Raw genomic sequence first — 14,350 nt, 5'->3', positions numbered from 1 at the left:
ATGGAGCGAAGAGGGCCGCGTGCGGTTCAACTGTGAGACAGCTCAGACCGCGATGGGAGCCGCGATGCTTGGATGCGGGTTGTAACCGACGATTTCGAAGTCCTCAAACTTGTAGTCGTAAATCGAATCGGGGCGGCGCTTGATATTCAGCTTAGGCAGCTCCCGTACGTCTCGGGTGAGCTGTGTCTGAATCTGCTCCATATGATTTGAGTACGCATGTAGGTCCCCGATGCTGACGATGATTTCATGCGGAATCAAATCGCACTGTTGCGCGACCATGTGCGTCAGAAGGGCCAGCGAAGCGATGTTGTACGGGAGACCAAGGAAGCTGTCCGAACTGCGGATGTACAGCAGAGCGGATAGCTTGCCTTCCGCGACGTAGAACTGGTAGAGCAGGTGACATGGCGGCAATGCCATGAGACCTTGCTTCGCGTTCTCTTGCGGGCTGATGGACTCGTTCGGGAGATACTCGGGGTTCCAGCCGTGAAACAAGATGCGCCGGCTGTTCGGCTTCTCCCGAAGCGTCTTAATGACGTAGTCAATCTGGTTGATGGTCCCGCCATCCTTGGTCGGCCAGGCGGTCCATTGCTTGCCATACACGGGGCCGAGCTCGTTGTCCTCCGTGGCCCACTCGTTCCAAATGGAGACGCCATTCTCTTTGAGCCAGCTAACGTTCGTGTTGCCGCTCAGGAACCAGATGAGCTCGTTCGCGATGCTCTTGAAATGAAGCTTCTTCGTCGTGAGGAGCGGGAAGCCCTTCGCCAGGTTGTGCCGAAATTGGCGGCCGAACACGGATGTCGTCCCCGTGCCTGTCCGGTCGCCTTTTTGAACACCGTTCTCCAAGATGTCTTCGAGGAGTTCGAGGTATTGCTTCATGTCATCGTCCAACTATTTGGGCACGCGCGCGGGAGGCTGTGCGAGTGATATTTTGCTTCGAGCTTTGAGCGCTTCAATCTCAATGTTTTGGTCCAAGATGACGCCCTTGAGGGCTTGGATTTCCTCGTACAGCAGAGCATTCTGGTCCAATATCAGTCTAATACGGTCTCGTAACATCCGAGGCGTAGGTTCACTCTCTTTCTCAGACAGGGCCGCGGCCACAGAGGCTTGATGGCTCTTGCGAGCGGCCTTGATGGCCCGCAGCTTAGTCAGAGCCCAATCGCGGCTTCGTATCGTGTTGCGAGACAGGCCGGTCATTTGCATGACAGTTGCCACAATTGCTTTGCGCTTCCCTGCCTTCGAAATATCCTCGAGCTCGATTAAAGCATCGGTAATGAGTCTATCATTTTTCTCCGACTCGGCTTCGACATGCCGTGCCAGCTCTGCGGGGCGACCGTCAGCCATGGGACCTCCTCGAATCTAGGCTTTTGATATGGGTGTCGAGCTGCTGAGCCATGCCAAGCCAGATAACTTTGTACGCAGGTTTCGCCTCAAGCTCAGCTTCATTGAGTGCGTATTCGCGCCTCATCTTGAGAGTGTCTGCGGACCGCTCCGTGATGACGTGACTCGAACAGTTCGGGTCACAATGATAGTCGCCATAGCAGGGGGGAAGCTCGTCCTCGGCTAGCTCAAGGAAGTTTTTGGCACAGTGCCCGATACTGGTAGGCATCAGTTTCACTCCTCGGCGTGCCATGTCGCGGATGTACTTGGCCCTTGCCTCACCGAACAAGCCAAGCCCAGAAAAAAACGAGTCGATGCGAGCTTTGTGCTCCTCGGCGCCGCCGCCGGCGAACCGGGCTTCCTCACCAAATATGTCATTCAAAGCGTCTTCTCTTGCCGTAGCGATGCGATTAGCAACGCTCGTCATGAGCTGTTTTCTGTACTGTCCATACCCTACTGTCACTTCGTTGGGCATAGAGTTGAATTGGCTATGAAAGTGTTTGAGTTGCATGCTGATGAACGGCAGCGAGACCTGTTGATTCGCCAGTTGGGCAGCAAGCGTTTCTCGTAATTGATGAATTGAAAACATCCAGTCTTCGAAAAATCCAATGGCATCAATTTTTTCAATCCATTTGGCGATTCGTCTGCCGATGGTCGACGGGCTGTAGGCCCTGTTGCTGCGAACCGTGAAGCCGCGGAAAGGGGTCGAGAAAAGGGAGTTGTTGCCCGTTCTCTTGGTGATGTACATCAAAATATCATAAGCATCTCTCGTCAAGTCGATTGCGAGCCAACCCTCCGAGATGGGCATATCTTTGGGTTTTCTTTTGACCTCTTTTGATTTCAAAAACCAGTATCCGTGCTCGAATACGAGACATTCTCTTTTAACGTAACGCACTTCAGTACGTCGCATTCCGCTGAGCAGTAGTATTATTGTCATCGCTGCCGCGTTTCCATCGTCAATGATTTTGTCTATCTGGCTAAGCGAGTAGCCAAAGTGTCTCTCGAAATCGCCCGTTCGAAACTGATTGTCTTCAAAATATGCGTCGATGGCACAGGCGGCCATTTCCTTATCGACCCATTCAGATGTTTGCTCCAGCGCTCGACACTCGGAATCATGAATCTTCATGCCAGTAGCGGCTTTGAATGTCGTAATTGCCAATTTGCACTCTTCCAGGAGAAACAGAAACTGGTCGTCTCGAAGAGTAGGGATGCCTTTGTAGTCAGGGCTAACGCGCCACGCGACAGACCTCGATTTCAAATCGTGAAAGGTCCATTGTAAAGGGGCGCTAAGGTTGCGTTGAATAATTGGGTCGGTTATTAGATTGAGAGCTCGCTTCAATGACGCCGAACGTCCTTTGAAGGTAGCTATAGCAGCTTTGAGCAAGGAGAATGAAATATCGCTGAGGTTTCTCACTGATATGTCATATTTCTCTTTACCGAGGATTATCACGTGGGAGAAAAACTTTGCCAGCTCCTCGGTGCGTGCTTGAACCGTTATCGGCTTCAGTTTTGCCGTTGATGCGCGAGAGTTTTTTACGACTTTCGGATGATGGCCGTGGATATACGCCGAAATTTTAAGGTCGTGCACAATTTGGGGAGTCAGGCAAAGTGCAAACCTGCTCATTTGTGTAGAGGCGGGATGTTGGTAAGTTGTCCCGCGTCCTTCCATGTAATCCCGCCAAACGAAGCTGCTGCTCGTAGGGCCAGCGTACTCTTCTGAAGATGAGTCTTCAAAAGGCCAAACGTCCGAGCCGAAAACTGCGCCGTACACTGGCATGTCAGGCCTGAATACTGCATTTCCGCTCTGGATGGCTGTCTCGTCCGGGATAGTCAACGTATTTTTCACGGCTAGATTCCCTGATAAATAAGATGGTCCGTAAGGATGTCGTCCATGGTGGCTGCCTGATATTCTGCCTGGCGGATGGTAGGAGCATCAAACACCACACCTTCCTCCAGGATTCCGTCAATGAGTTGGACCGTGTCTTCGAATAGCTCCCTTCTACTTCTGATTGCGGGCGAATGCGTTTCTAGGGCCGCGCCAACTCGCCGCCGGTAGACAAGCAGCTTCGGCAGCGAGCGCTCGGTCACGATTGCGCTGTCGCAGCGAATGCACATGTTCCAGAACTTGCAGACCGTGCCTTTCACGTACTTGGTCGCAGCGCGAACGTCAGCGCTGGGGTTGAATGGATTTGTGCATCCACAGCCCGAGAGCGTCTCGTAAAAGATGTCCTTCTCGTCCTCGGGGCCAAGCTTCGTGTCCAACTCAGCATCTTCTTCTGCTGTTTGCGAGGCCTCTCGAGAGCGCTCCGCGATTTTCGACAGGGCTTGCGACACCGTACTATTGAACGCCGGTTTCAGCTTCTGCTCGTCCAGGTATGTGGCCGTCGTCTTGATGCTGGCGTGGCCGAGCACGACCTGTACTTGAAACAGGGTGGCTCCTGCCAAGACGAGATTCGTCGCGAGCGTGGGGCGGCATCGAGAAATGGTAAAGCGAAACTTATCACCGAAAATTGCTGGGAACCCCTCGTCGACGCAGAACCTTTCATACCAAGTAGCGAGTTTTTTCTTCGGGTCAATCGCGACGACAGCTCGCTTTCCTTGCTCGTATGAAAGGTCTACGTCTTCGAAGATGAAGAGCCTGTTGGAGATAGCCTCCGGAGCATCTGCACGGATTCTTGCGGTCAGGGCAATCGTGAGGCCAAACAGCTTCTCGATTTTATCCGCCACATCTGCATCTAAGCTAAGTTCGTCAAGCACGGGTACGTGCAGTTCCCGTTCCAACGTTCTCTTGCCGCTCACAGCTCGACGCTTCTCGTAAATGAGCACCGGCTCGCCTGTCAGTCGATGTTGCCTCTGAAAGCTGTCCAGCCGAAGTTTCTTAAGCGCTTCGACGTTCAGGCCCGTAAGCATGCCGAGCTGGGCGGCCAATGGCACGATGATTCGGTCGTCGACGTACGGCCAGACACCCCATCGGACGAACAGGCTTCGTATGCGATATAGCCGACAACCGTAATGCGAGACTAGGTGCCATCCGTTACGAAAGATGTGTTCATACATCTTCGTTGCATCGCACTCAAATTCATTTTCGAACATCCACAGCAACGCCTGTTCGTCGCTGCGTTTAACCCAAAGGGGACTCAAGCCAACGCACTGCTCCGGAGAATACCCTTTACGAAGTCGAGTGTTGGCAGCTGATGCTGAGACCCCGTAATGCTTCGCTGCCGCCGAGACGCTTCTGAAGACCATCCCCTCAACCTCAAAAGGCTTCAACGTAGGCCGAGGAGCGGGTTCAACCCCGACTGCTTGAGCCGGAGTCATTCCCATCCGTAATCTCTCGGAAATCTGCCAGTACTCGACCCCAAATTGTTCAGCTGCTTCCTCCACCGTATAAGTTTTGTCGTTAATGACCATTGGAGGGAAGTGAAATTTCGAGGGGCGGAATGGGAGACCTTTCCCGGAAGGCCGATAGCCTGTGAGCATGCTGTTCGCTAGACCAACCCAGCGAGCAATACTTTCATTGATGACCTCTTCTTCATCTTCGGCGTATGCGGAGCGCTCTTTCGTCTCTGATACTCCCTTCGGCATCGAGGTGTGATACACCACGGCGTCGATAATTCTGAGGGCGTACGCCATACCCATTACCTGCCTGACAAGCTTGTAGTCGCTGTAACGGGTCTTACTCGAAATTTCCTGCTTGTTCAACCACTCACTGTATCGGTTTAATGCATCAGCCTCCCAATACTGGCTCAGGAAGAAGCGCTTGTCATTCTCAAGCTCAGGGTATGACGCATTGGTTTCGATGACGAACCGCATGTACTTGTTCGCGGCCCCCCGGATTTTTGCCGCGTAAGGTTCTTGGTGTTCGGATTCAAACTGGCCGAACATCCATTTTATTTGGGCGTGCGGGTCCGCCATTGTCGGCTGCGGAGCGTTGTAGAGGCGTGCCACGTTCTCAGCCATGGTGGCCTCGCTTCTCACGGTGCTGCAATGGTCCAAGGAATGTCTTTTCGCGGATGTCCTCGGCTTCATGCAGCCGGTTCATCTGCTGGCCTTTCTTGGTCAACTTCATTAGCAACGCAGGCGGAATGTGAGTGTAGATTTCCGTAGTGGTCAATGAAGCATGACCGAGCAACTGCTGAACGATGAGCATCCTCTCTTCGTACGTTTTCCCGATGTCAGAGCGAAGGACCGAAAACGCTGTGCCGTGTCGTAACCAATGCGTCGACATGTCTTCGCTGATGCCGCTTCTGAGCACCGCCTCTTTGAATTGCTTCGACGCGTTCCTCCGGCTCCATCTGAGTTGGTTGACGGTCAGAAAGACGGGTTTTTTCGGGTCTCTAATGTCCCAGTCCGGTGCGAGCTTATATTCAGGGCTGCTGTGATAGCGCTTGATGCGATTGAGCACTGCGCGCGAAATCAAAGTTGAATGCTTTGGAGTCTGGCCGCCTCGGCCCTTTGAGCGCCGGACCGAAAGAGGAATGAATTCGAACGCCGGGTTGTACATCGCCGGGTCGGGGAGTTGGCTAACAACCATGTCCGATACCTCGGAGATTCGAAGACCCATGTCGAACTGCGCATGGAACATGCACCTCTCGCACTCGTTGTGCATACCGCTTAGCACAGCAATGACATGCTCTGTAGCAATGAACTTTGGACTCAGAGGTACGGGCGATGCCGTGATATAGCGCAAATTGCCATCTCGACCGTATGGGGAGTTCTCTGGGTGTCTGAGATTGCCCGCTTCTTTCGTGGTGAGCCAGTCTAAAAACGTTCGAATGCACGCCTCACGCCCGTGCAGGGTCGAGTGGGCCAAGCCCCGGTTTTCTTTCATGTCGCTCAGCCACGACGTCAGGTTCTCGCGGCTCAGCCGAAGGATGGTCTCGTCGACGGTCAGGCGCGGGAACGGGCCTTTCGTTTCAATCCAGCGGACCAGATAAGAAAGGATGCGGCCATACACCAACACGGTGTTCATGCTGATAGACACGCCAGCGGCTGCAACAAGGCTGCTCAACCACATATGAGCAGTAGTCACGACAGCGGCGCGACTGTCGATGACGCTGAGAACGGGCTTGCTCCCGGTTCGGGACAGTTCGAGAGTCTCGCCGTTGGATGCCACGGTTACGACTCGTGGGGGTTCCTTAATGTGTACAAAGCGTGCACTGGAGTATGCAAAGTGCGCACTGAGGGGGTCATCGGCTGCCGTCACTTCATCGCTTCCTGTCACTCAAAGTTGAAAAGTACATCCGTTCGGTTCGCGCTTTCGAGCCAGAGTAGACAGTGAATTGATGAAAAAGTCAAAAAAACTTATCCGCATTATTTTGAGACTATTTCAGGTCGAGTCTGCTGAAGGTCCAACATCGGACGGGCTCCAGCGGATAGAGGAGAGGCGAAATATATTGATGAAAAGGCCAACAATTTTAGTTCCTATGGAAACTGCCGCCGCTGCCACGAAAACCCCTTAAAACAGGCAATACGTTCATAGATTGGCTGTTATTTTTAGGTTCCAGAAACATATCTACGAGAACCAGCTCGATATGCTGCAGCAACAGCTCACGCGTGAGCCGTACGAAAGCCCCGCCTTCGCGATTTCGGACCGTGTGCCGGACTATGCGAAAACTGGTGTGTATGAGCCGGAATGGCTTGAGAAAATCGAGCCATCGGACTTCTCGCTGGTCGGCTACCGGCATCACGAGCCGCTGACGGCGCCGATGGCGGTCTGAACATGATGTGAGCGTCTGCTCACAGACTGCGCAAAGAAAAACCCCCGCGATTCACGTCGCGGGGGTTTTTTCTTGTCGCCTTCCAGCCAGCGAGGTTTAAGCGCGCTTAGCTGCGCGCGTGGGCCTTAGCCTTTGTGATGCTCGTCACGGTTACCGCTGCTCGAATGCTGCTCTTCATGCTGCGGATGCGGTTGGGGATGCGGCTGCTGAGCCTGTTGCGGACGCGGCTCGGGGCGTGGCTGCTGTGCCTGCTGCGGACGCGGTTCAGGGCGCGGCTGCTGCGCCTGTTGCGGACGCGGTTCAGGGCGCGGCTGCTGCACCTGCTGCGGACGCGGTTCAGGACGTGGCTGCTGCACCTGTTGCGGACGAGATTCCTGACGCGGTTGCTGAGTCTCCTGCACCGGTTGCGGGCGGGGCTCCTGCGGTTGCGCGCGAGCTTCAGGCGTGCGTTGCGGTTGCGCTTCCGGTTGGCGCTGAGCCTGTTGCGGCTGCTCAGGACGAGCCTCCGGCTGGCGTGCCTGTTCCTGCGGGGCGCCATGTTGCTGCGCTTGCTGGGCCATCGGCGTATGCGGCTGCGTCCAGGCAGGCTCGCGCCGTCCTTCCGCGCCCGCTTGCTGACCGGCTTGCCCCCGTGCACCGTGCTGCTGTGCGAAAGCGTTCGGGTTGGCGCCATTCGCTTGCGGCGGATGCGGCACGCCATTGGACGGATGAGCTGCCTCGACGGGTTGCTGGTGCGCGTTGGCTACTTGCGGCGGCATGCCTGGCCGCGCTTGCGGCTCACCGCCACGCTGCGGCTGACCCGGCGCTTCGCCCGGCCGTTGACCGGCTTGTTGCATGCCATTAGGCGCACCCGGTGCCGCGCCCGGCGTCCGCCCGGCCATATGCGATTGCACGACCCGTACGTTCTGCGCCGGCATCGCCGCCGGACCACCCGCCATGTGAGCCGGCACCGAGGTTCGCACGATCGGCGCGCCCGCACCCGGTACCCGTCCGCCGCTCTGTGCAAAATTTTGCGCGAGCGTGTCGTGGTACGCGGCCGGCACGGCCGGCGTGCGCGTGGCGACAACCGGGCGCGTCATCACGCCGGCCGGCGGACGGTAGTTCGCGTTACGCAGGCCCGGTCCGAAGCTTTCCTTGACCGGCGCGATCCCCGGACCGCCCGGATTGATCTGCGCATTGCGCCATTGCTGCGGATCGACCTTCTGCGCGAAGCGGCCGACTGACTGTCCGTGCACGAAGGCCGTCGCCGGCACCGCGGTCACGCCACCCGGCACGCGATAGTTGATGTACGTGTTGTGAATGTTGGTCACATTCGTCACGTTGTGGTTGTAGTTGTTGACGACCGTCGTGTTGTTGATGCGGTTGTAGTAACCGGGGCTCCAGTGATCGTGACCGCCCCATTGCGGATGCCACGGCTCGCCCGGGCCGAGAGGGAACCACGCGACGCCGGCCGCGACCGCGCCGCCAATCGCCAGACTCACCCCCCAGTTGATTCCGCCGCCGCCACCGCCGCCCACGAAGGCGACCAGTGCTGGTGCGTAGACAGGCGGTTCACTGACCACGATCGGACCCGGCACCCACGCCCACGCGTCGTCGACCTGAGCCCAGCGGCCGTAGTGGTAGGGCGCGAAGCCCCACGGCTGGTCGTCGACCCAGGTCCAGCCCCACGGCGCTTGCCACACCCAGTGACCGTCGTGATAAGGCGCCCAGCCTACCGGGGTTGCACGCGGCACCCACACTTCGCCGTACTGCGGGCTGCTGCGCCACGTACCGTTGGCGTCGAGATCCTGATAACCGGGGACGTCGCGTGACACGTAGCGCGCCGACACCGAGCGGTCTTCCCCAGCGTCGCGGCTCGCCGCCCATTGATCGAAGCCGTCGAGGCCGGGCGCGCCATTGTCGGCGACCTGTTGCAGGTTGGTGCCGGCAAAGCGGATCTGCTGGCCGGCCGCGACCGGTACCTGGCCGCTGTCGCCATACACGGTCGCGCTGCCGCTGCGCACGGTGACGGTGGTGCTGCTGCCGTCCGGGGCGACGTCGACGCGATAGTCGCCAGGGCCATTCAGGCCGAGCGCCAGATTCGGCGTGTCGATTTCATAGGAGGCGCCGGGCGCCAGTTCGCGCACTCGCGCCGACAACGTACCTCGCGCGACTTTCAACTGCGCGCTGTTGTCGTCGAGATTGAGAATGTCGAGGCTGGTGGACTGGTCGAGGCGCACTGCGGTCGAGCCGATATGCAGTTCGGAGCGCGCGTTCTGATCGTTCCACAACTGATCGCCGGTGGTGAGGGGGCGATTGACTTGTGCATACGACCAGTCGGTTGCGCCAGCCGGTTCGGTGGTCACGGCGCCGGCCGTGTAGTTCAGACGCGCAACGCGTCCCGGCGGATCGCTAGCCTGTGAGGCAGCGCCCGGCGGTGCCTGTTCGGCTTCCTGCGCAAAGGTGGCTTGCGCCGCGAACAGGAAGGCCGCGGCGGCGATGAGCGTGTAGCCGGTGAGCCGGCGTTTCGAATGTTGGTGTGTGGTCACTGTTCTCATGATTTATCTCCGACGGACGCGGCATTGTGCCGCGTCCGTGAGAGCCACTCTACCCTCACGGTTTGTTTCAAGGCCCCCACTTTTGTAAGGGCCTCTGACGAGCGTGTAACAAAAGGTCTCGATAAGGCATTTCGTAAGCTGATTGCGCAAATTCTGTAATCGCGTCAATCAGTTAAACGTGGCTCAGGCGGCGAGAAGCGCGTCGAAATGGCGGTGGCCCGCCGGTGTGATCCGCAAGATTCGCGGACGCTCAGTGCGCTCGACCCAACCGTGAGCCGACCATGAATCGAGCAGCGCGGCGCCGAGCGCGCCGCCCAGATGCGGACGCCGTTCGCTCCAGTCGGGACAGGTGCAGGCAAAGCGGCGCCGGCGGCTCTTCTGGGCGGACATGTCGATGCCCCAATCGGCGAAGCGGGCGGCGCCGTCGGCGGTCGCTTCGAGCGATGAGCCGTGCAGCGTCAGCAGACCGCGCTCCACCAACCGCTCGAATACCCGCACCGACAATTCGCCCGCCATATGGTCGTAACAGGTGCGGGCGTAGCGCATGTCGACGGGCACGGTGCGCACCGGACGCGGCACGGTCCGTTGCGGCGCGCTGACCTGCGCGACGTTGGCGAGCGCTTCGATGGAAGCGGCGATATCCGGCGAGGCGATCCGGAAGTAGCGATGCCGGCCGCGCACTTCGAGCGCGAGCAGGCCGCCGTCGGTCAACCGCGCCAGATGGGCGCTGGCTGCCGACGGCGAGAGCCCGGCGATCATCGTCAGCTCACCGGCCGGACGGGCGCTGCCGTCCATGAGCGCCCACAGCATCGCGGCGCGGCCGGGGTCGGAGAGCAGCGCACCGATACGGCTCAGACCTGGGAAATGGTTGTGTTCGTCTGCGAGGTTGGCGGGCATCAGGCGTCTCCGGTTGGTGGCGCGGGCAGGGCACCATGCAGCCCACTGTATCTGGCTGCCGTATTCGATGTTTCAGCTTAGCGTGAATTGTCGAGTGCAGCGGCTACGAAAACCCGGCGGGCAGGGCAGGCTAGTGCGGGCTTTAGGGCTTTGGTGTGCCCAGTGCCTCGGCGCTTCGGTGTCGCTTTGGCGTCGCGCCGGGCCACCAGGCTAGAATCGAAGCCTGTCTTTGCGGGAACACGCTCTCATGAAATCTTTCCTTGTCGCCGCTGCCGCGGTTCTGCTGTTCAGTGCGTGCGCGCAGAGCGGTTCCGCTCCGAGCTCGGGTGCGGGCACGGGCAGCATCACGATGTACGGCACGATCGACGAGGGCATTTCGGTTCGCAAGTAAGCACGAATCAGGCGGCCGCTTTTCGGGCGGGTAAGCGTGGTGAGTGGCTGGAATTGATGCATCATTGGCATTCCTGCCATCACCGGCCATGTGACGATCTGGGCATCGCCACTTTCGCCGCCCGAGGCTTACCGATGCCGCCTTCCACCGCTACCTCTGCCGCTGCCTCCACAACTACTTCCGCGGCTTCCTCCGCTGTGTCGTCTTTTGCCACGGGTCAAACCGGTTCCGATCATTCCGATCCGCATGGCCGCCGCGCCGCGCGCGTGCTGGCGGTCTGCCAGGCGCTCTACACTTCATCTGTCTCGATCGATCTGACCTTGACCGGTCTGGTCGGCTACACGCTTGCCGACGACAAGGCGCTCGCGACGCTGCCGTTCTCGCTGATTACCGTCGCTGCTGCGCTGACTACCATCTTCGCGTCGTTCCTGATGGCGCGCATTGGCCGGCGCGCGGGTTTCGTGCTCGGCGCGGGCGTCGGCGCGCTGGGCGGGGCCATCTCGGTGTGGGCGATCTTTCATCACAGCTTCTGGGCGTTTTGCGCCGGCACGGCGACGGTCGGCGTGTTTCAGGCGTTCGCGCAGTACTACCGGCTGGCGGCCGCCGATGCCGTCGGAATCGAGGGCAAAAGCCGCGCGATTTCGACGGTGCTCACCGGCGGCGTAGTGGCAGCCGTTTGCGGGCCGCTTCTCGCCGCGTGGAGCAAGGACTGGCTCGCGCCGGTCGCGTTTGCCGGTTCCTACGCGCTTGTCACCGGGTTCGGACTCGTATCGATTGCCATGCTGGCGCTGTTGTATCGCGATGCGGTGCCATCCGTGCACGCGGCCGCGGCTCACGGACCGGCCCGGCCGCTTGGCGAAATCGTTCGGCAACCGATCTTTGCCGCAGCGCTCGCTAACAATGCGCTCGGCTACGCCGTGATGATGTTCGTGATGACGGCGACGCCCATCGCCGCGGTCGCGTGCGGCCATACGATTGGCGACGGCGCGGCGATCATTCAATGGCACCTGGTCGGCATGTTCGCCCCGTCGCTGTTTTCCGCGCGGCTGATCAGGCGCTTCGGCGTGCTGCCGGTGATTGGCGCGGGGATCGTGCTGTCGGCGTTGTGCGGTGTGCTGGCGTTGCGCTCAACCGATCTGCCGCACTTTTATGCGGCGCTCGCATGCCTGGGCGTCGGCTGGAATTTCATGTTCGTCGGCGGATCGACGCTGCTCGCGCAATCGTATCGGCCGTCCGAACGGGCCAAGACGCAGGCAACCAGCGAATTCACGACCTTTGCGTTTTCCGCGCTGGGCTCGCTGTTCGCCGGACAATTGCTGGCGCGCTTCGGCTGGGCGACGATCAATGCCGCGATCTTTCCGCCGCTCGGGATGGCGGCGTTGGCCACGCTTGCGTATGCGTGGTCAAGTAAGCGGCAATCCGCGGAGGTGATTTCCTGATGGCTGTACGTCATATCGTTTTCGCGGTGGCGCCTGACCTCGTGCTGCTCGATGCGTGTGGACCGCTCGAAGCGTTCTGGCGCGCTGAATTGACCATGGCGGCCGCGGCTGGCGTAGCGGGCCGTTCTGCTGCTTCTGATTGTGGCAGTGGATCGGCCGTTGCCGGTCGAGTTGAAGGGGCGGGCGGGTCGAGCGCACCGCGTGGACCGAGCGCACCAAGCGGATCAAACGCACCAGGCGGATCAGATGGACAAACTGGCTCAAACAGAAAAGTCCCAGAGCCGATCGCCTACCGCACGACCGTCGCGTCCATCGACGGCGGCGTATTGCAAACATTTCCGGGTCTGCCCGTCGTTACCGAACGGCTCGACTCGCTTGACGACCAGCCGATCGACACGCTGATCGTCCCTGGCGTCCCGATCGACGAACATTGCACGTTGCAACCAGAACTCGTCGCGTGGATCAGGCGGCGCGCGCCTCAGGCGCGGCGCGTGTGCTCGGTCTGCACGGGCGCGTTCTATCTGGCGGCGGCGGGCCTGCTCGACGGCCGCCGCGTGACCACCCATTGGCGGGAAGCCCCGCATCTTGCAAGCCGGTTCCCCGACGTTCGCGTCGACGCCGATCCGATCTTCATCCGCGACGCCGGCCACGGTGAAGGGGCGAGCGCCGTCTGGACATCGGCGGGCGTGACGGCTGGCATCGATCTGGCGCTGGCGCTGATCGAAGAAGATGTCGGCCACGCGGTCGCGATGCAGGCGGCGCGGCGCCTGGTCGTTTTCATGAAACGGCCTGGCGGGCAGTCGCAATTCAGCGCGGCGCTGGCAGCACAGGCTTCGGCGGGTGGACCGTTCGAGGCGCTGCATAGCTGGATGGCGACCCATTTGGGCAACGACCTGTCGGTCGAACGGCTGGCTGAGCGCGCGCAGATGAGCCCGCGGACTTTCGCACGACGCTACGTCGACGAAGTCGGCCGCACGCCCGCTAAAACCGTGTCGGCATTCCGTCTGGAGGCGGCCGCGCGCGTGCTGGCGGAGTCGCGCCGGCCGCTCAAGCGGATTGCGCTCGATTGCGGCTTCGGCAGCGAACAGAACTTGCGGCGCGCCTTTGTGCGTCGCTTCGGCGTGTTGCCGCTTGAGTATCGGGAGCGTTTTGAATCAGCGGTCGCGTCACGGCACGCGGCGGCCCCTGCGTCTGCGGACGCGAATTGATGAGCGAAAGCTCGTCGAAAGCATAGCGGCCACCCTGGCCGACATTCGGCAAGATAACCCGCCCGACCCGCGACCGGAGTCGATATTGCGCTCGTATAATCGCCTCCTTTAAATGCATCCGATTGACCGGAGTCAAGATGAGCACCCCTGCCTTAGCGCCGTTGGACCGTTCCGAAACCACCTTCCGCTTTCTCGCCGAGCCCAGCTCGGTCAACTTCGGCGGCAAGGTGCATGGGGGCGCATTGATGAAGTGGATCGACGAGACCGCGTATGCGTGCTCGGCGGTGTGGTCCGGGCGCTATTGCGTGACGGTCAGCGTGGGCAATATCCGCTTCCGCCGGCCGATCCTGGTCGGCAACCTGGTTGAACTGCGCGCGCGGGTCGTGGCGACCGGCCGCACCAGCATGCACATTCACGTGTCGGTGCAGGCGGGCGATCCGAAGGGCGGCGAGCTGCTGCAAACCACCGATTGCCTCGTCGTGATGGTCGCCGTCAACGAGAACGGCCACCCGGTGCCGGTGCCCGCGTTCGTGCCGGAAACGGAGGAGCAAAAGCGCCTCGCCAAGTACGCGATGGATGTGAAGGAAGCGCTCGATGCGATCGTTGAGTTGAAGCCGGACGAAGTGGCGCAGGGGAAGGTTTAAGCGACGCCTCGGCGGCATCGGTACGCCTTGCGGGGCGTGCCGCCGCTTGCCAGCGGCAACGCGCAACAGGGCACGCGATCATTGCGTCCGCGCGCCCTGCTATTTGCAATCACGTCAGCCAATCTGCCGGACCGGCC

Annotated in this window: 11 protein-coding genes and 1 pseudogene; 5 read left to right on the top strand and 7 right to left on the bottom strand. The window is 59.9% G+C overall.

Annotated elements, in window-relative coordinates; genetic code table 11:
• Positions 1 to 42: 42 nt before the first annotated feature.
• From PQQ52_RS01205 to PQQ52_RS01185, 5 genes are read right to left on the bottom strand one after another with little or no spacing between them, the layout of a single operon-like run.
• Positions 43 to 876 (bottom strand): thymidylate synthase, encoded by an 834-nt coding sequence (locus PQQ52_RS01205; RefSeq protein ID WP_408206082.1) that lies wholly within the window; start codon positions 874 to 876, stop codon positions 43 to 45.
• Positions 877 to 888: 12 nt separating this feature from the next.
• Positions 889 to 1,341 carry a hypothetical protein gene (locus PQQ52_RS01200; RefSeq protein WP_408206080.1) on the bottom strand — a complete coding sequence of 151 codons (453 nt, stop codon included), beginning with the start codon at positions 1,339 to 1,341 and terminating at the stop codon, positions 889 to 891.
• Complete coding sequence (locus tag PQQ52_RS01195; RefSeq protein ID WP_408206079.1) at positions 1,334 to 3,223, bottom strand: tyrosine-type recombinase/integrase; 1,890 nt, start codon at positions 3,221 to 3,223, stop codon at positions 1,334 to 1,336. The genes PQQ52_RS01200 and PQQ52_RS01195 overlap by 8 nt, the downstream gene beginning before the upstream one ends.
• Positions 3,224 to 3,225: 2 nt before the next feature.
• Entirely contained in the window at positions 3,226 to 5,337 is a 2,112-nt protein-coding gene (locus tag PQQ52_RS01190; protein ID WP_408206077.1) for a site-specific integrase, read from the bottom strand.
• Positions 5,330 to 6,493: a tyrosine-type recombinase/integrase gene (locus PQQ52_RS01185; protein ID WP_408206076.1), complete on the bottom strand. Its 1,164-nt coding sequence runs from the start codon at positions 6,491 to 6,493 to the stop codon at positions 5,330 to 5,332. The genes PQQ52_RS01190 and PQQ52_RS01185 overlap by 8 nt, the downstream gene beginning before the upstream one ends.
• 388 nt (positions 6,494 to 6,881) lie before the next feature.
• On the opposite strand from PQQ52_RS01185, the pseudogene PQQ52_RS01180 reads away from it, so the two are divergent.
• Positions 6,882 to 7,097 (top strand): annotated as a pseudogene (locus PQQ52_RS01180) (thymidylate synthase); the annotation flags it as partial.
• A gap of 125 nt (positions 7,098 to 7,222) precedes the next feature.
• On the opposite strand, the gene PQQ52_RS01175 reads toward PQQ52_RS01180, so the two are convergent.
• Both PQQ52_RS01175 and PQQ52_RS01170 read right to left on the bottom strand, forming a co-directional pair.
• Complete coding sequence (locus PQQ52_RS01175) at positions 7,223 to 9,634, bottom strand: DUF6600 domain-containing protein (protein ID WP_408206074.1); 2,412 nt, start codon at positions 9,632 to 9,634, stop codon at positions 7,223 to 7,225.
• Between the two features lie 183 nt (positions 9,635 to 9,817).
• Entirely contained in the window at positions 9,818 to 10,531 is a 714-nt protein-coding gene (locus PQQ52_RS01170; RefSeq protein WP_408206072.1) for an ArsR/SmtB family transcription factor, read from the bottom strand.
• A gap of 247 nt (positions 10,532 to 10,778) precedes the next feature.
• On the opposite strand from PQQ52_RS01170, the gene PQQ52_RS01165 reads away from it, so the two are divergent.
• The 4 genes from PQQ52_RS01165 (at position 10,779) to PQQ52_RS01150 (ending at position 14,213) form a co-directional block, all read left to right on the top strand.
• Positions 10,779 to 10,922 (top strand): putative periplasmic lipoprotein, encoded by a 144-nt coding sequence (locus tag PQQ52_RS01165; protein WP_408206070.1) that lies wholly within the window; start codon positions 10,779 to 10,781, stop codon positions 10,920 to 10,922.
• A 134-nt stretch (positions 10,923 to 11,056) separates the two neighbouring features.
• Positions 11,057 to 12,361: an MFS transporter gene (locus PQQ52_RS01160; RefSeq protein ID WP_408206068.1), complete on the top strand. Its 1,305-nt coding sequence runs from the start codon at positions 11,057 to 11,059 to the stop codon at positions 12,359 to 12,361.
• A complete protein-coding gene (locus tag PQQ52_RS01155) occupies positions 12,361 to 13,569 on the top strand; it encodes a GlxA family transcriptional regulator (protein ID WP_408206067.1) in 1,209 nt (402 codons plus the stop codon). Before PQQ52_RS01160 ends, PQQ52_RS01155 begins: the two co-directional genes overlap by 1 nt.
• 137 nt (positions 13,570 to 13,706) lie before the next feature.
• Complete coding sequence (locus PQQ52_RS01150) at positions 13,707 to 14,213, top strand: acyl-CoA thioesterase (RefSeq protein WP_408206065.1); 507 nt, start codon at positions 13,707 to 13,709, stop codon at positions 14,211 to 14,213.
• Positions 14,214 to 14,350 lie beyond the last annotated feature (137 nt).

Source organism: Paraburkholderia sediminicola (assembly GCF_046030555.1).
GTDB classification, from domain to species: domain Bacteria; phylum Pseudomonadota; class Gammaproteobacteria; order Burkholderiales; family Burkholderiaceae; genus Paraburkholderia; species Paraburkholderia sediminicola_E.
Note: the sequence above shows the minus strand (reverse complement) of the source record. Positions and strands in the feature narration are given on the sequence as shown.